Source organism: Bacillus cereus group sp. BfR-BA-01347, from assembly GCF_022663835.1.
Lineage (GTDB): Bacteria > Bacillota > Bacilli > Bacillales > Bacillaceae_G > Bacillus_A > Bacillus_A thuringiensis_K.
Genome location: NZ_JAKUGG010000007.1, coordinates 55757 through 79027, shown reverse-complemented (window position 1 = coordinate 79027; position 23271 = coordinate 55757). Strand labels below are relative to the sequence as shown.

Here is a 23271-nt window from a genome sequence, read left to right as displayed (position 1 = left end):
CCAAAACTTTCTCAACATTAAATTGAGAAAGTTTTGATTTTAAAGTAAATAATACTTACAATTAGCATTATAAGCAAGATCCACCCCTTACATCAATTAACTCACCAGTTATCCAACGACTGTCTGATGATGAAAGAAAACCTCTAAAAACTATTTGATAATCTTTTAGAATCTAACTTTCTTATAATACTCTTTGCTATTTCTTCAATATTTTCATTTAGAAAGAAATGATTACCTTCAAAAGAATGAAGAGTACACGTTCTACTTGTATATTGCTCCCATTTTATTACTTGATCATATGTAGTAAATTCATCATTTTCCCCATTAAATATAAGAAAATCAATATCACATGGTTGTATATTATTGTCATGAATATATGTCTCGACAATTTTAAAATCTGCTCTTAGAATTGGGAGAAAAATCTCCATTAATTCTTCTGATTGAAGTACCCCGGATGGTGTACCTCCCATTGCAATAACTTCTCTTTTAAATTGCTCATTAGAAAGATTATGTCGGATATTTTTTATTTTACTATTTGGATGATTTCTACCGGACAAAACAAGAAATTCAGGCGATACGTTTTTAGAATCTTTTATTTTTCTTGCTACTTCATAGGCAATCAAACTTCCCATGCTATGCCCGAATAGAATGTAGGGCGAATCATCTATCTGCATAACTATTTTATTGTAGACATCATTTACTGCCTCTTCCATACTTTGGTACAAGTTTTCTTCAATTCTATATCCTCTACCAGCTAACTCTATCGGGACTACCTCAATATATGGATTAAAGTGATTTTTCCATTTTGCGTAACTAAACGCAGATCCCCCAGCATGTGGAAAGCAAAAAAGTTTAGTCTTCTGCATTGATTTTCTCCTTACTTTCAAATTTGTATATATTTTGGCAAATTGCATAAATGTCTTTAATTATTATCTCTTGCGGAAATTCATCCCTTGTTGCACAGGCAGATATCTTATAATTTGGCTCAATGTTATATTGTCTAAAGTAAAAGTTTTGAGGTATATACTTATATGAAATTAAAGTTGGTGACTCTTTTTTTATAGAGAATGAATTTAACGGGATATAAAGCCCTTTTCCAATCGTTTTTATATAACTTTCTTTTAATGTCCATAAATCATAAAAATAATTAATTTGTTCATCAGAATTTATATTAGATATATCATAAAATTCTTCCTCTGAAAAAAATTCATTTGCTAATTTAAGAGCCTCTATCTCTGAAACCTTTTCTATATCAATACCCACATTAAAATTAGCAGTAGTACAAACCACCCATTCTCCTGAATGTGACAGATTAAAATGAAAGTCAGAAAAATTTTCAACAAAAGGTTTTCCATACTCATTATATTTAAATCTAATTTCTTCATTATTAATTTTATACTTTTGGCAGATTAGAGATTGGATTAGTAAATCCCCTATCAGTGTCCTATTAACGTCGCATGAGTTTAATAAACGCTTCATTCGTTCTTTCTTCTCATTTGAAACCAAGTTACTAAGTTGCTTAAACAAATGACTTTCAATATTCTTTGGTATTTTCACAGCTTGAATGTGTATGATAAATCACTTCCTTTTTTAAAAGATGGCTTCATATATGTGCGTTACATAAATTCAAATTAACTTTATTAAATTGCAAATACAATAGAAAAGGTGCATATTTACATATCAATGAAAATATACACCTTTCCTCAATAATATCATCAAAGCATTAGTTTCTATTACAAAAAATAGAGAGGATTTACATCATTCTATGAGCAACTCATATAGGTTTCTATGTCTCTATCAAGTAAATTTTCCATTATCCTCTTAAAAATTAATACTCTTGATATATTCATTATTGCCTACACTTTATTTGCAGTTATTGGGCTGCCCTTTTCATTCATAGCGTCGCATCTTTTGCACTCTCTACTTTTCGGTTAATGAAAGGGATGTTTCTTTTATCCCTTCAAATTCATTTAATAGGTACTTAGCTATCTTTTCAACTGCGGGGAAGTCTACTATTTTCTCATGTGATCCAGGGACTGAATACCTATTTACTCTACCTTTTAATAAAGGTCCCCAATCTGTAAACAACTCTTTTCCTTCCTCAGCACTAAAGTAGAGAACTTCTCCAGAGTATGGTATTAAATCATGCTCTGCCATTAAGTTCAGGCATTTCCTATGAGCATTGATAACTTGCTTCAAATTCATAAGATCTGCATCAGGTGGGAGTACGCCTTCCATAATTAATCGCTCCACAAGCATGTCTTGTTTATGGACAAGGTCTCCTTCCTGCTCAGTAAGATCTCTAGGAATGAAATGCTCATATATATATGAGAGCATATCCTCACTTGTTTTATAGTCCTGCTCTGAAGGCACTTTAGTATCCATTAGTATCAACAACTCAACTTCCTCACCTTGATTCTTTAGTACAGTTGCGATTTTATAAGCAATTGCACCGCCTAAAGACCATCCTCCAAGACGATATGGACCTTCTGGCTGAACACGTTTTATTTCTTCGATGTAAAGTTGAATTACTTCCGGCAAAGTTAACTCATCAATTTCTCCCTTTTCTATAAGAGGATTCTGTAAACCATAAAATGAACAATGGTTCTTAAGTAATCTTGCTAGTTGAATGTAACAAAATACATTCCCCATAAACGGATGAACGCAGAAGAAAGGTCTTTTTTCTGATTCTTGTAGTGGAACTAGCGCTGCTACTGATTTCGTCATATCATGCTTATCACGAATAAGGCATGCGATTCCTTCCACTGTTGGATTCTTAATCAATGTAGACACTTTAATTTCTTTTCCAAACTTCTCCCTAATTTTTGAAACTAATTTAATTACAAGGAGAGAGTGTCCTCCTCTATTAAAGAAATCATCATTTACATACACATCTTCTATCTGTAAGACATCCTGCCAGATTTTAATCAACTGATATTCAATTTCATCCCTTGGAATGATTGGTATAGAGAAGTTATTTTCTCTTTGAATAGTTAAATTGTTCAATGCCTTTCGATCAACTTTTCCATTCGTTGTAAGAGGAATCTCGTCTACCTTAATAAAGTGTGCGGGAACCATATAATTCGGTACTTGTCTCTTGAGATATTCACGCCAATCATGCATACTTCCATCTCCAACTACATAAGCAACCAATCTCTGCTCTCCTAATTTATCCTCTGTTACCAAAACTACTGTTTCTTTTACCAATGGATGCCTCTCTAGATTCGCTTCAATCTCTTCAAGTTCAATACGAAAGCCCCTAATTTTCACTTGATTATCAATTCTTCTCAAGTAATCTAAATTACCATCAGGTAAATAACGAACCAAATCTCCAGTACGATATAAACGCTCTTCTTCATTAAATGGATGACGGATAAATCGCTCTGCTGTTAATTCTGGACGATTCAAGTATCCTCTCGCTATACCTGCACCACCGATATATAACTCACCTGTTACACCAACTGGAACAGGTAACAAATTTTTATCCAATACATAAGTTTGCACGTTCGGCAACGGACGTCCAATTGTAACTCTCTTACTATCTGTTTGAATATGATAACACGTTGTATCAACCGTACATTCTGTAGGACCGTAGACGTTATAAAAATCAATTTTTTCGGTCTCTACTAGCTGTTCCCATAATGATGGCATGATTGCTTCACCACCGACTAATATCTTACTTGGTACATGAACATCTGCACTTATTTCTAGCAATCCTCCATCTATAAGTAATTGAAGCAATGAAGGTGTCATATCAAACATTTCCAATTTATTCTCCCTAATATAGGATACAAATTGTTCCGGATTAGTGCGAACTTCACTTGGGATAATATATAAACTTGAACCATAAAGCAACATTTGTAATTGCTGAATAGATACATCAAAGGCAATTGACGCATTCAAACCGACGCGCATATTACTAGGTATCTCATGTGAGAAAACTTCTTTTTGTAAACCATAGGATAGGTTTATTACAGAATGGTGCTGTACTAAAGCCCCCTTTGGATTCCCTGTCGAACCAGAAGTATAGATAACATACGCTAAGTTTTCCCCTGTTACCTCACATATTGGTGAAAGTTTGCTTTCTTGAGAAATCATTGCTTGGTCCCTATCTAGGCAAACTGTCTTGATGTCTTTAGGTATCCATCCTAGTAATACCTCATTTGTAACTAACACTTTAATTCCTGTGTCTTCTAAAATATATTGCAGGCGGCTTTCCGGATTCGATGGATCCAATGGAACATAGGCTGCTCCAGCCTTCCAAATTCCCATGAGACCAACAATCACCTCAACTGATCGATTAAAGCAGAGGCCAACTAGTGACTCTGTCCCAATTCCACATTTCTGTAAATGATGGGCTAATTGATTAGCTCTTTCATTCAGCTCTCGATACGTTAGTTGTTGTTTTTCATCTACCACTGCCACCGCGTCAGGTGTACGATTTACTTGCTCTTCGAATAGTTGATGAATTACATTCTCACGTGGATAGGATATAGCATTATTATTCCATTCTTCCAATAGCCTTCTTTGTTCAGCCTCCGTAATATATACTAGCTCCGATAGATTTTGATCAATGTTTTTGAGCATTTGCATTAACACTTTGTGTAAATGACCCAGCATTCGTTCAATGGTTACTCTATTAAACTTACTACGGTCATACATTAACTTTAACGATAACTGAATTCCTGGAACTACAGCCAATCCTAATGGGTAGTGGGTTTGTTCTACCCCTTTCAATTCACCAATTTCCAGATTTTCTGAAGATTCTTCTTTCACTGGATAATTTTCAAACACATATAAACAATGGAACAGCGGTGTACCTCTAGGAACCTCACTCCATCCCTGAATCTCTGTCAAAGAAGCATACTCATATTGTCTTCTTTCTATCTCTTCCTCTTGTATCTTCTGCAACCAATCTATTACTTTTATATCATCCGTTAATTGAATTCGCGTCGGTGACGTTGTAATGAAAGGACCTACGATGTTTTCAACATCAATAATTTCCGTAGAGCGCCCTGAGCTTGTTACACCAAAGACAATGTCATTTTCTCCACTATATCGGCTCATGAGATAAGCCCATGCACCTTGAATTACTGTACTCAAAGTAAGTTTATTTCGTTTCGCCCATCCTTGTAACGCTTGAGTCTGCTCTTCTGATAAATACCTAACCTTCTCTGTGTAACCTTTTTCTTCCTCTTTACTTTCTAAACCCAGCAAAGTTGGCGCAGTAAAACCTTTTAGCTTCTCTCTCCAGAATTGTTCCGCCTGCTCCTTATCTTGCTCTCTTAACCATTGGATATATTTCTTATATGGTGAGGACTTAGGTAACTTCACAGCTTCTCCATTCATTCTCTTCTGATAGACTGTAAGTAATTCATTAAATACTAATGGTAAACTCCATCCATCCAGTAAAATATGGTGATGGGTCCAAACAATTCGATATTCTTCCTCACCTTCTTGAATGACTGTTACCCGCATCAATGGTGCTTCATCAAATTGGAAGGCTTGTTTTCGATCTAATGCCAAAAAGACTTTTCTTTTTTCCTCTACCTCTTCACTTGTCATTGTACGCCAGTCTTCTTTGTTCACTTTAAATGGAATATTTTCATACACCACTTGTACAGGTTCTTCAATTTCGTCCCATACAAATGCTGTACGAAAAATTTCATGCCGCTGAATTACAGATTTCCACGCCTGCTCAAAAGTAGGAATATTCATTTTTCCTCGAATCATAAAACTCAATTGCACTATATACGGTGCAACATGTTCATCCCCTTGGTCATGCAATGTGTGGAAAATCATCCCTTCTTGCAAAGGTGATAGTGGATATAAATCAGTAAGCTGATTATTCTTTCCGCGATGCATTTTGTTTAGTACATTTGTCAAACCTTCTTGGCTAAAATTGGCCATTGCAAAATCCGAAATGGTCAGTGCAGATTCTCTATCTGAAGATTGAATCAATGTACTCAGTTGATATAGCATATTCTGTGCAATACTTTGAATCGTTGATTTGGCAACTTGTCCAACATTGTATACCCAAGTGAACTGAAGTTTTCCATCCGTTACAACCCCAATTATATCAATTACATGCGATCGCTTGGAACCGGCTGCATGATCTAAACGCTTAAATTCGTTCTCCGGAATAAACATTGCATCGCTAGAAAACATTTGGTCAAATTGTCCAAGATAGTTAAAACTAATAGACGGTGTATATTGGGAGCTTAATTGCTCACACATTGTTGCGTTCATGTAACGCAACACCCCATAATCAACACCCTTATTAGGAATTTTGCGAACTTGTTCTTTAACTACTTTTAATGCTGCAATTGGCGTATGAGCACTAGTAATATTTAAATGAACTGGGTAAATGCTTGTAAACCATCCCACGGTTCTCGATAAATCAACATCTTCAATAATCTCTTCTCGACCATGTCCCTCTAAATCTACGCTCAATATCGGCTGCCCCGTATATGCTGCCGTAGCTTGTACCAATGCTGCTAATAATACTTCATTGATTTGGACACGGTGAGTGCTTAAAGTCTCTTGCAATAACATACGGGTCTCATTCTCGTTTAACACCACAGTAATTTCCTCAGTTACTGCGCTTACTGGATTACTTATAGTACCATCTACTGGCAGTATAACTACGTCTTGTTCAGCCTGCTGCTCCCAGTAATGTAGCACTTCTTTTGATATTCCAGTTTCAGCGTAATGTTGTAATTTCTCCGACCATTCTTTAAAAGATGTACTCTTCATAGGTAATTGAATTTTTTGCCCTTGGACTGCTTGCGTATATGCTGTTTGCAAATCTTCCAATAAAATCCGCCAAGAAACACCATCCACCGCTAAGTGATGAATTGTCCAAAATAATCGGCCAGTCTTCTCACCTTCATCAAAATACACCATTCTCATTAAAGGACCATCATGTAAATTCAAACTTTCTTGTGCAATATTAATCTCTTTTTGAATAACCTGATGCCAATCAGCTTCCGGCACTTCGTCTAATGAAATGACAGTAAGCATCGATTGTTCTTCTATTCCTTCATTCCACTGTTTCCAAACCCCATTAGGTAAACGTTCATAGCTTAAACGCAGGGCATCATGATGAAGTAGAAGGTTACGCGCTGCCTTTTCCAGTGATCCTATGTCCAATTTTTCTTTCGTTCTAAAGAACATAGATTGATTCCAATGATGTGGATTAGGATGATTTTGTGCAAAAAACCTTTGCTGAATAGGTGTAAGTATCGTCTCTCCAGTTATAATTCCTTGTTCAGCTTGTACACCTTGTTCTTCTTTGACTACTTGCGCTAACTCAGTAATCGTTTGGTGTTCAAATATTTGTTTTGGTGTCAACTGTAAACCAACTTGCTTCGCACGAGAGACAATCTGAATGCTAAGAATTGAATCTCCACCAATTTCAAAGAAGTTATCATTCATACCAATACGTTTTGAACCTAGCACACGTTCCCAAATGATAGAAAGCTTATGTTCACGTTCGTTTCTTGGCGCCACGTATCCTTCTTGTGTTCCTTGATAATCTGGTATAGGTAACGATTTCCGATCAATCTTTCCATTTATGGTTAGCGGTAATTCTTTCATTTCGCTAAAGTAGGAAGGTATCATATGGATTGGCAGTTTTGTTTTAAGATACTCTCGCCATTCTTCTAAACTACCTTCGCCCACTACATAAGCTACCAGCCTCTTATCTCCCGACTGATTTTCCCTAACCATTACAACTGCCTCTTTTACCAAGTCATGCTCCTGTAAGGTCGACTCAATCTCTCCAAGTTCAATTCGAAATCCTCTAATCTTCACTTGATTATCCAGTCTTCCTAGATAGTCTATATTACCGTCAAGAAGATATCTCACAAGATCGCCTGTTCTATATAACCTCTCGCCTTCTTTGAATGGATGTGAAATAAATCGCTCGGACGTTAATTCTGGACGATTCAAGTATCCCCTTGCTAGACCTGCTCCACCAATATAAAGTTCCCCCATCACACCAACTGGAACTGGCAACCTATTTCTATCTAATACATAAGTTTGGACGTTAGGCAATGGACGCCCAATTGTTACTCTCTTACTATCTTTTTTGATATGATAGCATGTTGCATCAACCGTACATTCTGTAGGACCATATACATTATAAAACTGTATTTTATCAGTCTCTACTAGCTGTTCCCATAATGACGGCATAATCGCTTCGCCGCCAACCAATACCTTACTTGGAACATGAACACCATCGTACGTTTCTAACAATCCGGCATCTATAAGTAATTGAAGCATTGAAGGCGTTATATCAAAGATTTCTAACTTGTTCTCCCTAATATAAGCTACAAACTGTTCCGGATCACTTCGTACTTCATTCGGAATAATATACAAACTTGAACCATAAAGCAGCATTTGTAATTGCTGAATAGATGCATCAAAGGCAATTGACGCATTTAAACCGACATGCATGTTAGATGGTATCTCATGTTCGAAAACCTCTTTTTGTAAACCATGCGACAAGTTTAGTACAGAATGATGCTGTATCAAGACACCCTTTGGATTCCCCGTCGATCCCGAAGTATAGATAACATACGCTAGGTTTTCTCCTGTTACTTCACATTTTGGTGAAAAAATGCTTTCTTTTGAAATCATTGCCTGATCCCTATCTAGACAAACTATCTTGATTTCTTTAGGTATCCAACCTTCCAATGACTCATTCGTAACTAATACTTGAATTTCAGTGTCCTCCAAAATATATCGTAGGCGACTTTCTGGATATGATGGGTCCAATGGAACATATGCTGCTCCAGCCTTCCAGATCCCCATAATACTAACAATCATCTCAACTGAACGCTCAAAGCAAATTCCAACTAATGATTCAGTCCCAATCCCACATTGCTGAAGATAGTGGGCCAATTGATTAGCTTTTTCATTCAGCTCTCGATATGTTAACTGCTGTTTTTCATCTACCACTGCTACCGCATCAGGTGTACGATTTACTTGCTCTTCAAACAGCTGATGAATCGTACTTTCCTGTGGATATGCTACAGTATTATTATTCCACTCCCCCAACTGTTTTTGCTGTAATCCTGATAATATAGGCAACTTAGCTAATGATTTATCAGGATTCTCCACGATTACATTCAACCAGTTCCCAAAATGTTCAGCTATGGATTCAATAGTTAAGCTGTCAAATAAATCAGTTCTATAAACAAAAGTAAGTAATAAACCCTCTTCCACTTCTGCAGCAGTTAAACTTAAATCAAACTTAGCGATCGGAGCATTACTTTCCATTACTTCTATATTTCTTCCATGTAGTTCTGGTAGCTTCTGTCCCGTATTTTGCAAAGTAAACATGGTTTGGAAAATCGGAGAATGACTTGTATTTCGTTCAGGTTGGATAACCTCTACAATTTTCTCAAACGGAACATCTTGATACTCATACGCCTTCAATGCTTTTATCCGTACTTGAGATAACAACTCTTGAAATGCCGGTGCATTACTTAAATCAGCTCGATAAACCAAGGTGTTGACAAAGAAACCAATTAGCCCCTCAATTTCTCGATAATTTCGATTTGCAATTGGGCTGCCGACAATAATATCCGTTTGTCCCGTATAACGAGCAAGGAAACTTTGATACGATGCCAATAAGGTCATGAAAAGTGTGGCCCCTTCTTGACGACTTAGTTCGTTTAATTTATCCAGTAATGAGCGTGACAACAAAACATTATGAGTTAATCCATGGTGGGTTTGCACTGGCGGACGCGGACGATCCATTGGCAACATTAAGACTGGTAACTCACCAGATAATTCTTCCTTCCAATATGCAAGTTGTTGATATAGTACTTCATCTTTCAACCAGTCTCTTTGCCACTGAGCAAAATCGGCATATTGAACTGGTAGTGGTTCCAGCTCTGCTTGTTTTTCACCAATCGCATTCTCATAAAATGCCATCCATTCTTGAAGCAAGATTTCCATCGACCACCCATCCGAGATAATATGATGCATATTACACAGAAGAATCCATTCTTCTTCTGAAATTCTTATGAGTTTCCCACGGAATAATGGCCCTTGTTCTAAATCAAATGGAGATTCGACTTCAGTTTGAATCCATTGCTCCAACTTTCTTTCTCGCTCCTCTAATGAAAGCTTAGTTAAGTCCATTTGTAGAAGCGGACGGAAAACGTACGGTTGAATCTGCTGCACAGGATGGCCATCCTCTTCATAAAATACAGTCCGCAAAGATTCATGACGCTCTATCAACTGATTCCATCCCAACTCCAATGCCTCAGGTAACCAATTCCCTGTAAGCCGGCATACCATCGGCATATTATAAAGTGCACTATTAGGTGCAAATTGATCAATAAACCATAAGCGCTGTTGGGCATAAGACAGTGGAATATTTCCCCCTCGTTCCATCGGCATCAATGGTGGAATTTCTCGTTTTTCGCTCCCCTTACGTAACTGATCTATTCGTTTCGATAATGCCTCGACCGTTGAATATTCGAACAGTTCACGTACTGGCAATTTGATTTGAAAGACTTCCTGTAAGCGTGAGACCACTTGTGTAGCAAGTAGAGAGTGACCACCGAGCTCAAAGAAAGAATACTGAACATCAATGTCTCTTATTCCTAGCACTTGACTCCACACTGAAGCAATAAGTTCTTCCAGCGGAGTTCTTGGGTATACAGTATTTTCAGCGGATTGTTCACTAAGTATAGGCAATGCCTTCAAATCAAGTTTTCCATTCGGTGTAAGTGGTAAAAATTCCATCTCAATAAAGTTTGTTGGAACCATGTAATTTGGTAAATGTGTTTGTAGATGTTCTCGCCATTCATGGACGCTTCCTTCACCAACTACATAAGTTACTAATCTCTTATCACCTTGATTATCCTCTCGCACCAATACAACAGCTTCTTTCACAGAAGAATGCGCCTGCAAAACAGCTTCTATTTCTCCCAATTCAATCCGGAAACCACGAATTTTCACTTGGTCATCTATACGTCCATGGAACTGGAGATTACCATCAGAAAGATAACTTGCTTTGTCTCCTGTATAATAGAGACGTTCTCCTGACTTGAAAGGATGTGGAATAAATTTTTCCTTTGTAAGATCCGGACGATTAGCATATCCACGTGCAAGACTCTTCCCTCCGATATAGAGATCTCCAATTACACCAATTGGTACTAGCTGAAGATGAGAATCTAACACATAAACTTCTGTATTCGCAATCGGTCGACCAATCGATGGCGTACCTGTTGTCACTCCTACAGGTACATAACAATCTGTGGTAACAACGGTATTCTCCGATGGACCATACTGATTAATTACCGCAAAAGGAATATCGTTAGATGGATACTGCGTTAATTGATCCCCACCAGTAATGATAAAACGAAGATCCGTTTTATCTGGCCAAGATAATTTCAAGAGTCTTTCCAGAATAGGCGTAGGTGCAAAGCTAGCTGTTATTCGTGAATCAATGAGCCAGTCCCTTAGTGCTTCTGGATTAATTCTCAGTTCCTCTGTTGACAAGTAGAGTGCTGCGCCAGCAGTTAGATACGGCCAGATCTCCTGGACAGCCGAATCAAAAGCAACCCCTGCAATTTGAGTCGCACGATCCTCTGCTGAAATATGATAAACTTCCTGATGCCAAGAAACCATATTCATTAATGAGCGATATTCAACCATTACACCCTTCGGTTTTCCTGTAGAACCAGAGGTATAAACAATATAGGCTAAGTTCTCTGGATTTATTTGACGTGTAGGTGCGATTACGCTTTCCACCGTTAATTCTTCTAACCTCACCATTTCGACGTGTGCGAAATGTCCTTCTTGTCCTTCCGCCGTCACTACAAATTGAATTCCTGCATCTTCAATCATGTATTCTAACCTTGATTTTGGATACAACGGATCTAAAACGACATAAGCTCCACCAGCTTTTAAAATGCCTAGTAAACTTACCATCAGCTCAGCTGATCTCGGAAGATAAACCCCTACCACTGACTCTGGGGCTACTCCCTTTCGCTGTAAAACATTTGCCAACTGATTTGCTTGTGTATCCAATTCACCATAAGTCCACTGTTTTGTTTGATCAACTATCGCAATCGCATCAGGACGCCTTGCTACTTGCTCCTCAAATTTGTCGCAAATAAGACCCTGATGAGACATTTCCATTACAGTGTCATTCCATGTTTCTAATAACAAAGTACGCTCGGTTTCTGATAGCATGCTCAGGTCATGCAACGGATTTTGTGGGCGATGAGAAACTTCATGTAGCCATTTCTCAAAGTGTCCTGCCATCCGTTCAATAGTAGTAGCATTGAATAAATCCTTATTGTACTCAAAAGTAAAAAGTAATCCCTCTTCCGTCTCAACTGCCATTACACTTAAATCAAACTTTGCAATTGGACTATGGCTTTCTATCATTTCAATACTTCTACTAGATAACACCGGTAACTCTTGTTTCATATTTTGCAAGATGAACATAGTCTGGAAGATTGGCGAATGACTTGTACTTCGCTCCGGTTGCACAACTTCTACAATTTTTTCAAATGGAATATCTTGATATTCATACGCCTTCAATGCCTTTTGACGAACCTGATACAGTACATCTTGAAATGTCGGTCTACCACTCAAATTAGCTCGATAAACCAGCGTGTTAACGAAGAAACCAATTAGTCCTTCAATTTCTCTATAATTCCGATTCGCAATTGGGCTTCCGACCAGAATATCTTCTTGTCCCGTATAACGAGATAGAAAGCTTTGATATGCAGCTAAAAGCGTCATGAAGAGCGTAGCCCCTTCTTTTCGACTAAGTTCATTCAATTTATCATGTAGCGTGCTTGGCAGAACCATAGTGTATGTCGACCCGTGATGAGTTTGTATTGCGGGACGCGGGCGATCCACAGGAAGTTGGAGTACAGGAAGCTCCCCAGACAATTCTTCCCTCCAATATTGGAGTTGTTGATCAAGCACCTCCTCCTTTAGCCATCCTTTTTGCCACTGAGCAAAGTCGGCATATTGAACCGGTAATGGTTCAAGTTCCGCTACCTTTCCATCCGTTGCTTTCTCATAAAATGCCATCCATTCTTCAAGTAGGATTCCCATTGACCATCCATCTGAAATGATATGATGTAGAGTACAAAGGAGTATCCATTCTTCCTCTCCCACGTGCAAAATACTTGTCCTGATTAATGGACCCTCTGTTAAATCAAATGGTACTTCTGTTTCTTGTTGAATTAAACGTTTAACTTCTTCTTCTTGATCTTCAGAAGAAAGCATAGTTAAATCCGTTTTCGGAATTGATTGAAAAGCATACGGTTCAATTTGCTGTACGGGTTGACCATTCACCTCTTGAAAGACCGTCCGCAGTGATTCATGACGTTCTATTAGTTGATTCCATCCCGTTTCCAATGCTTCAAGTAGCCAATTCCCTGTAAGACGGCATACCATTGGCATATTGTAAAGGGCACTATTAGGTGTAAATTGATCAATAAACCATAAACGTTGTTGGGCATAAGATAGTGGAATAGCTTCTCCTCGTTTCATTGGTATTAGTGGCGGAATCTCTCGTTTTTTATCTCCTTTACGTAACTGTTCTAATCGCTTTGACAGTGACTCCACCGTTGTATATTCAAATAGTTCACGTACTGGTAATTCGATTTGAAAAATTCTCTGTAAACGTGACACTACTTGAGTAGCTAGTAGTGAATGACCACCGATTTCAAAAAAGGAATCTTGAACACTAATATTTTTTATTCCTAACACTTGGCTCCAAACGGAAACGATGAGCTCCTCCACTGGTGTTCGTGATGAAGTAATATCTTCACTTATGAACTGTTCTTCTAATTCCAATAATGCTTTCCGATTCACTTTACCATTTGGAGTAAGTGGCATACCTTCAATTTTGAAGAAGTATGCTGGAACCATATAATGTGGCAATTGCTTCTTGAGATATTCACGCCACTCTCCAGTATCTCCTTCACCCACTACATATGCTACTAACTGCTTATCTCCTGGTCGTTCTTCCTTCACCAACACGACTGCCTCTTTTACAGATGAGTGATCATGTAAAGCTGCTTCAATTTCTCCCAATTCAATTCGGAATCCTCTAATTTTAACTTGGTTATCTATTCTTCCAATATACCCCAAGTTACGATCGTTCATATATCTCACCAAGTCACCCGTTCGATATAATCGTTCCCCGTCCTTAAAAGGATGCGGAATAAAACGTTCAGTAGTTAAATCCGGTCGATTGAAGTAGCCACGTGCCAATCCTACTCCTCCAAGGTAAAGTTCCCCTGCCACACCAATCGGGACCACTTGTTGATATTGATCTAACACATACAACTCTGTATTATCAATCGGACGACCAATCGGAATAATCATTGCTTCTTTTTCTAAATCACAATCGTAATAAGTCACATCCACAGTCGCTTCAGTAGGACCATACAAGTTAATTAACTTTGTTTGCTGAACATTGTAAAAGATCCCCTTAAACCGGCGAACCTGCTCAGTGTTTAACGCTTCTCCACTAGTAAAAACTTGAATTAAAGACGATACATCCCTTTTCGAATTATATAGTTCCATATAATCTAAGAAAGTAGATAACATCGACGGAACAAAGTGCATGGTGGACACACGATATCGTTCAATATACTCCTCAATCACCGCAGGATCTTTCTCTCCTCCTGGTGGAAGTAAACAAACACTTGCTCCTACAAATGACCACCAAAATAATTCCCATACAGAAACATCAAATGAAAACGGTGTCTTTTGTAGGATTGTATCCTCCTCGGACAATGGGTATTTTTTCTGCATCCACTGTAGGCGGTTGATAACGGAATGATGTTCAATCATTACCCCCTTTGGATTTCCCGTCGAACCCGAAGTGTATATAATATAGGCTAAGTTATTTGCTGTTACTCCACTCACCGGAGCTAAATTACTCTCTTTAGAAATCATTACTTGATCCCGGTCTAAACAAATTGCTTGAATATCTTTAGGTAACCAGTCCTGGAGTGTTTCTTTTGTTAACAGCACTTGAATTTGTGAATTCTCCAAAATATATCTCAGGCGATTTTCAGGATAACTTGGATCCAGTGGGACATAAGCCCCACCTGCCTTCAAAATCCCAAAGAGACCGATAATCATATCAGGAGAACGTTCAATACATATACCGACCAATGATTCAGGTCCGATACCTCGTTTTTGTAGAAAATGTGCCAATTGATTCGATTTTTCATTAAGTTCTTGATACGTTAGCTTTCCACCCTCATAAACTACCGCCACTGCATCAGGTGTCCGTGCAACTTGCTGCTCAAATAGCTCATGAATCATACAATCATGACCATAAACTACGTCCGTATCATTCCATTCTTCTAGGAGTTGTTTTTGCTCGGTATCCGATAACATTGACAGCTTTGTATATGATTCATCTGGATAATACGTGATTTCATTTAGCCAGTTCTCAAAATGTCCTGCCATACGTGCAATGGTACTACTATCAAATAAATCCGTGTTGTATTCAAATGAGACAAATAGACCTTCTTCCACTTCATAGGCAGTTAAGCTCAAATCAAATTTAGCAATAGACATATTACTTTCTACCATTTCAATACTTCTATCAGGCAAATCTAGTCGTTCTTGTTTTATATTCTGTAGCGTAAACATGGTCTGAAATATAGGGGAATGACTCATGCTTCGTTCAGGTTGCACAGCTTCTACCACTTTTTCAAATGGTATATCTTGATATTCGTAAGCTTTTAACGCCTTTTTCTTTGTTTGGTTCAAAATCTCCCGAAAAGTAGGGGTGCCACTCAAATCTGATCGATAAACCAACGTATTAACAAAGAAACCAATTAATCCTTCTACTCCCTTATGGTTCCGATTTGCAATCGGACTACCAACTAGAATATCTTTTTGTCCCGTATAACGAGCAAGAAAGCTCTGGTATGCGGCCATTAAAGTCATAAATAAAGTAGATCCTTCTTGTCGACTTATATCCTTCAATTGACTGAGCAATTTATAAGGAAAAATCACATGATACGCAGCCCCAGAGTAAGTCTGCTTAACCGGTCGAGGTCGATCCACTGGCAGTTGTAAGATAGGAAGCTCACCAGACAATTCTTCCTGCCAATACGTAAGCTGACGATTTAGCACATCACCTTGCAACCACTCCTTTTGCCACTTCGCAAAGTCTGCATATTGAATGGATAATGAACTTAATTTAGCAGGATTTCCGCCCGTTTCTTCTTCATAGAAAGCAAGTAATTCATTCATGAATATACCAATGGACCAAGCATCAGAAATAATATGATGCATCGTACACAGTAATAACCATTCATCCTTCTCTAATTGAACAAGCTGATTACGAATTAAAGGACCATTCATTAAATCAAATGGTTCTTGCGCTTCTCTCGCAATTAAACTATCTACCTCTTTTTCTTTTACTTCTAGAGGAAGTTGAGAGTAATCCCTTACAGGTAATGATCTAGGAAGGAATTCGACAATTTGTTGCACAGGCTGTTCTCCTATTTCTTTAAAAACAGTTCGTAATGATTCATGACGTTCAATGAGTCGATTGAATCCCTTCTCTAATGCTTCAGGTATCCAATTTCCTTTTAAATGCCATACTGTTGGAATATTATATAAAGAACTGTTTGGGTTAAATCTGTCCATAAACCACAAACGTTTTTGTGCATAAGACAACGGGAGTGCTTCTTTATTCTCCTTTTTTTGCATTTGCTTCTGAAGCCATGCTCTCTTCTCAGGAGAAAGTGAACTCAGCTTTGCAAGTAAATCACTTCTCATTTTTTTACCCCTTCCTCAATCAAATTACTCTCGAATATCCCTTGTGCTTCTTCCTCTGATAGCTCTTCTAATTGCTTAAGCAGTTCTAGTAATTCTTCATCATTACTGACTTCTGCTTCTTTTTGAATATAGTCTTGAAGACTTACATTCTCCTTACTATCATTCTGCATTTCTTGATTTTTGTTATCGAGCAATTGATCAATCTGTTTCGCCAATTGCTGCACCGTATGAAACATAAATAAATCATGCAATGGTATCTCGATTCCAAAAGCCTCTTTAAGATTGGAAACAGCTTGCGTAGCGAGTAGTGAATGGCCACCAATTTCAAAAAACGAATCTTGAATTCCGATGTTTTCCATACCTAAAACTTCATGCCATATCGAAACGATTGTTTTTTCCGTAGACGTACGAGGAGCAATATAACCACTTGCTATCTCCTGTCTCTCTGGTGCTGGTAAGGCCTTCCTATCAATTTTCCCATTAGGATTGAGTGGAAATGCATTTAATCCAACAAAATAGGCTGGAATCATATAATTTGGTAGTTGATTCTTGAGATAATCACGCCACTTTTGAGCATCCCCGTCTCCTACAACATAGGCAATCAAACGTGGATCGCCAGGATAATCTTCCCGCACCATCACAATAGCTTCGTTAACTAATGTATGCTTTTGTAATACTGCTTCAATTTCTCCTAGTTCAATCCGGAACCCACGAATTTTCACCTGATGATCAATTCGTCCAACATACTCCAAATTTCCATCCGGCAAATACCTTACTAGATCTCCAGTCCGGTATACTCGCTCGTCTTCTTTAAACGGATGCGGTATAAATCGATTTTTCGTTAAGTCAGGGCGTTTTAAATATCCACGTGCTAGCCCTGATCCACCAATGTACAGCTCACCAACTACACCAATTGGAACCATTTTTTGTTCAGCACTCAATACATATACTTCTGTATTGAAGATTGGTTTACCAATTGGTGGTACCCTATGCATGACACCCTTTTCTAATTCCATATACGTGGAATACGTAGTATCTTCAGACGGTCCATATAAGTTGAACACCTTCTCAATCGTACTTCTCTCGTATAAATCTTGAACAAGCGGATATGGTAACGGTTCTCCAGCCAAATTCATCACCTTTACCGAAGAAGGTATTGTTTTTGTTCGAACCAGTTCCTTTGCTGCCGATGGCACAGTATTAACCAACGTCACACCTTTGGTAGACAACTTGTCTAGATGTAGAGCATTTTCAGCGACAATCACCTTACCACCCATCGTTAAGGGAACAAATACTTCAAAAACGGATAAATCAAAAGATAGTGAAGTTGAAGCTAATACTCCCGCTAATTCCTTTCGGGAATACGTGTGATGCGCCCAATGAATCATTGTTACTGTATTCCTGTGCTCAATCATTACTCCCTTTGGATTTCCAGTGGAACCTGAAGTATAGATAATATAGGCTAAGTTATCGCCCGTCACTTCACTCGTGCATACCGTAGAAACTTCTTGTTCTATTTCTGCTCGATTACGATCAATACAAATGACGTTGACGAATGTAGGTATAACCATTTTTTGTTGTAACTTTTCCTGTGTCACCAGTACCTTTATTTGAGCATCTTCTAAAATGTACTGCAGTCGACTTTCCGGATACGCTGGATCAATTGGGACATATGCTCCTCCTGCCTTCATAATCCCTAAGAGACCGACAATCATCTCGGATGAACGTGTAACGCAAATCCCAACTAATGATTCGCATGTTACACCATTTTTTTGTAAATAATGTGCCAACTGATTCGAGCGTTCGTCCAACTCTCGATATGTTAGTTCTTCATCTTCGCACACTACTGCAATTGCTTCTGGTGTTTTTTCCACTTGTTCTTCAAACATTGTATGAATCGTACTATCTTCTATATCTATAACGGCTGATTCATTCCATTCCTCTAGTAGTTGCTTATATTCTACTTTCGATAACATATTCAGTTCTGATAGGACACATTTTGGATGAGAGACAATTTGATTTAACCAATGTTTAAAATGACTTGCCATACGTTCAATGGTTGTATCATTAAACAAATCAGTATTATATTCAAAGGTTAGTGATAATCCTTCTTCCGTCTCAGAAGCAAATAAACTCAAATCAAATTTGGCAACAGAAGCATGGCTTTCCATGAGTTCCATTTGTCTTTCAGATAGCTGAACAAACTCTTGTTTCGTATTCTGTAAAGTAAACATAGTTTGGAATATTGGTGAATGACTTGTATTCCGTTCAGGTTTTATGGATTCTACCACTTTCTCAAATGGGATGTCCTGATGCTCGTATGCTTTTAGCGCTTTTTTTCTTACCTGCAACAAAAGTTCTTGGAACGTCGGATTTTCACTGAAATCAGCTCGATAAACTAACGTATTTGCAAAGAAACCTATTAATCCCTCAATCTCTTTCACATTTCGATTAGCGATTGGGCTTCCAACTATAATGTCGTCCTGTCCTGTATAACGAGAAAGGAAGCTTTGATACGCTGCCATCAATGTCATAAATAAAGTGCATCCTTCTTGCAAACTTAAATCTTTGAGCTTCTCCTGTAGGGAATTCGCCACTATTAAGGACTGACTTGCACCACGATGGGTTTGAACTGCAGGTCGAGGACGATCCATCGGTAATTGTAAAACCGGTAGTTCCCCAGATAATTCTTCCTTCCAATATTGAAGGTGCTGATTCAAATTCTCCTCTTTTTGCCATTCCTTCTGCCACATGACAAAATCTGCATATTGGATAGATAACTCCTTCAATTCCACTGGTTTTCCGGTTAGTGCTCCTTCATAAAAAGCCATCCATTCTTTAAGTAAGATTCCCATTGACCATCCATCTGAAATGATATGATGCATCGTACAAATGAGAACCCATTCTTCCCTGTCCACTTTCAATATGCGTGTTCGAATTAGAGGACCTTGTCCAAAATGAAATGGTGCCTCCGCCTCGTTTTGAATAAGGCGTTTCATTTCTCTTTCCCTATCTTCCAAAGAAAGATCTGTTAGATTCGTTTGAGGAATATGTCTGAACACAGGAGATTGAACCTGTTGAAAAGGTTCACCCTCTCGTTCTAGAATTGTCGTCCTTAATGATTCATGACGCTCCAACAATTGATTCCATCCGACCTCCAATGCTTCAATTGACCATTTACCTGTTAAGCGACACGCTGCATGAATATTGTACATAGCACTATTTGGCATTAATTGATCAATAAACCATAGACGTTTCTGCGCATAGGAAAGTGGGATAACTTCTTCTCGTTTCATAGGTACAAGAGGAGCAACCTCTCGTTTTTTATCTTCTTTTCGTAACTGATCCACTCGTTTCGCCAATGCTTCCACTGTATCGTGCTTGAAAAGTTCACGTAATGGAATTTTAATTTGGAACAGTTCTTGCAATCTAGAGACGATTTGAGTAGCAAGTAGTGAGTGCCCACCACGTTCAAAGAAGGAATCTTGAATGCCAATATTTTCTGTTCCTAACACTTGACTCCAAACCGAGGCAATAAGCTCTTCCGATGGCGTCCGAGGTAGCACATTTAAATCTTCAATAGCTTGCTCATCAGGTGCTGGCAAGGCCTTTCGGTCAATTTTCCCATTCGGAGTAAGCGGGAAATGTTCTAACTCTATAAAGTGCGCTGGAATCATATGATTCGGTAATTGGTTTTGTAAATACTCTCTCCACTCTTCGGTATTTCCATCGCTTATTACATATGCAACCAATCGTTGATCACCTGGACGATCTTCTCTAACTAATACGACAGCCTCTTTAATAAACGAACATTTTTCTAAAGTTGATTCAATTTCTCCTAGTTCAATCCTAAAACCACGCATTTTGACTTGATGATCCATTCTACCTATAAATTCTATATTTCCATCATTTAGATATCTTACTGAATCTCCTGTTCGATATAGTCGTTCCCCCAATTGAAATGGGTGCGAAATGAATTTTTCAGCAGTAAGATTCTGACGATTTAAGTATCCACGCGCTAAACCAACACCACCAATATATAACTCACCTTCAGTTCCTATTGATTGCAAGCGTTGGTTTTGGTCTAATACATATAATTGCGTGTTCTGTATTGGCTGCCCAATAGAAACAAATTCTTGATTAGGCTGGATATCAAATGCATTCACATAAATAGTGGCTTCAGTTGGTCCATAAAAGTTGGTTAATTTCACTTGTCCACTATAATTCCATTTCTGCTGAAATCGTCTAACTAACCCTGAACTTAGTTCTTCTCCACCAGAAAATACATGGCGTACAGAGGAACAATTCATGTTCAATTCAATATGATTGAAGTGATCTAAGAAAACAGATAACATCGAAGGTACAAATTGAACTATAGTAACCTGATGTTGTTTAATCACTTCAGCTATAATAGAAGGATCTTTTTCTCCACCTGGAGGTAAGAAAGATACACTTGCACCAACGTGAATGCCCCAAAACAATTCCCAAACAGAGACATCAAATGAGAATGGCGTTTTCTGCAAGACCACATCCTTTTCAGAAAGCGGATATTTATGTTGCATCCATTCTAGATAATTAATTACTGAATGATGCTCAATCATTACTCCCTTTGGATTCCCTGTAGATCCTGAAGTATACATAACATACGCTAAATTTTCTCCTGTTACACCACTTATACATGGGGTTGATTCTTCTTTTTCAATTGCAGTGTAATCTTTATTCATACAAATCGTTTCTATTTTTTCAGATACAAACAAATTTTTAGAATTCTCTTCCGTCACTAGTACTTCGATTCCAGCATTCTCTAATATATAACGAAGCCGACCCTCTGGATAAGTAGGGTCAAGTGGAACATACGCTGCTCCTGATTTTAGAATACCTAATAACGCTATCATCATTTGTAATGAACGTTCCATATATACACCAACTAGAGACTCTGGGCCTACACCATGCTTTTGTAAATAATGAGCTAGCTGATTTGCACGCTTCTCCAACTCTTTATAGGTAATTTGTTCATTTTCGTAACTAGCCGCGATTGCTTCCGGTGTTTTTTTAACTTGCTCCTCAAACATCGTATGAATCATGCCTTCAGCCGAATAATTAACTTGAGTATGATTCCATTCCTCTAGTAACTGTATTTGTTCTTCTTCTGCTAAATGAGTAATTTCAAATAGTTTTGAATCTAAGCTTTTCGTCATCTGAATTAATATTTGCAATAAATGATTCTGAATCCGATTTATTGTTTCTTCATTAAAATAGCTTCGATCATACATCAACTTTAAAGTAATTTTCTTACCGGGCATTACAATGAGTGTTAAAGGATAATTTGTTTGTTCCGTGCTTTTAACATCTAGTAATCTTAAATCATCATTTCTCTCACCTTGAATTGGATAATTTTCAAACACATACAAGTTATGAAATAAGGAGCTATTTCGCGGAACCTCACTCCAGCCTTGAATATCTATCAACGAATTATACTCATACTGTCTTCGTTCCATTTCTTTCATTTGTATTTTACGAAGCCAATCTACTACTGATGTATTATCCGTTAATCGAATTCTGGTAGGTAATGTGTTAATAAATAGCCCCACCATATTCTCTGCTCCTATTAAATCAGTAGGACGTCCAGCGCTAGTTACGCCAAATACGACGTCACTGTCACCGCTATACCTACTCATCAAATAAGCCCATGCACCTTGTACTAACGTATTCAACGTTAATCGACTATTTCGTACCCACTTTTGTAAACTCTCCGTAAGTTCCTCAGATACTTGATAAGCACACTCTCCATAACCCTTCTCTTGTCCTTGATCCTTTCTTTCCATTGCTAATGGAGTAGGTGCATAGAACCCTTTTAATTCTTCTTTCCAAAATTCCTCTGCTAGACTTTGATCTTGTTTATTTATCCACTGGATATATTTTTTATAAGGAAGAGATTTAGGAAGATTCAATAATTCTCCCTTTATCATCTTGAGATAAACTTCCATCACTTCACTAAAGACCAGTGACACACTCCATCCGTCTAGCAAAATATGATGATGTGTCCAGATAATTCTCGTTTCCTCTTTTGCTTCTTTAATCGCAGCGACTCTCATCAATGGTGCTTCATCCAATAAAAATCCTTTCCTACGATCTGCAGTCAAAAACTGTTGTAATTTCTCCTCCCTTTCCTCATGCGAATGGGCACTCCAATCCTCTTGATGAATAGTAAAAGGAAGACGTTCGTAAACTGCTTGTAGTGGCTTTTCTACTTCCTCCCATACAAATACTGAACGTAAAACCTCATGTCGATTAATAACATATTCCCAAGCCTTTTCAAAAGTATCACCATCCAATTGCCCCCCGAGCAAGAAACCTACTTGTACAATATAGGAAAAAGAATGTTCATCATCTTGATCGTATAAAGTATGAAACAGTATTCCTTTTTGCAAAGGTGATAAACCATATATATCAATAACGTCTCCCATT

General features: G+C 38.0%; 4 protein-coding genes and 1 pseudogene. All 5 read right to left on the bottom strand.

All coding sequences use genetic code 11. The features are described 5' to 3' along the window. Window positions 1-67: 67 nt before the first annotated feature. Window positions 68-142, bottom strand: a pseudogene (locus tag MR143_RS33435) (short-chain dehydrogenase); the annotation flags it as partial. Window position 143: 1 nt separating this feature from the next. Continuing rightward, a complete protein-coding gene (locus MR143_RS13120) occupies window positions 144-866 on the bottom strand; it encodes a thioesterase II family protein (RefSeq protein WP_001172939.1) in 723 nt (240 codons plus the stop codon). After that, window positions 853-1557, bottom strand: coding sequence for a 4'-phosphopantetheinyl transferase family protein (locus MR143_RS13115; RefSeq protein WP_000701211.1), 705 nt, complete (start codon window positions 1555-1557; stop codon window positions 853-855). Before MR143_RS13115 ends, MR143_RS13120 begins: the two co-directional genes overlap by 14 nt. Window positions 1558-1920: 363 nt before the next feature. After that, complete coding sequence (locus MR143_RS13110) at window positions 1921-16803, bottom strand: non-ribosomal peptide synthetase (protein WP_001255735.1); 14883 nt, start codon at window positions 16801-16803, stop codon at window positions 1921-1923. Then, window positions 16800-23270 carry a non-ribosomal peptide synthetase gene (locus MR143_RS13105; protein WP_242280796.1) on the bottom strand — a complete coding sequence of 2157 codons (6471 nt, stop codon included), beginning with the start codon at window positions 23268-23270 and terminating at the stop codon, window positions 16800-16802. Before MR143_RS13105 ends, MR143_RS13110 begins: the two co-directional genes overlap by 4 nt. Between the last annotated feature and the right edge of the window lies 1 nt (window position 23271).

Bases quoted from the DNA above. Each gene is read 5' to 3' on its own strand.
- MR143_RS13120 (WP_001172939.1), bottom strand. From the start codon at position 866: ATGCAGAAGACTAAACTTTTTTGCTTTCCACATGCTGGGGGATCTGCG.
- MR143_RS13110 (WP_001255735.1), bottom strand. From the start codon at position 16,803: ATGAGAAGTGATTTACTTGCAAAGCTGAGTTCACTTTCTCCTGAGAAG.
- MR143_RS13105 (WP_242280796.1), bottom strand. From the start codon at position 23,270: ATGGGAGACGTTATTGATATATATGGTTTATCACCTTTGCAAAAAGGA.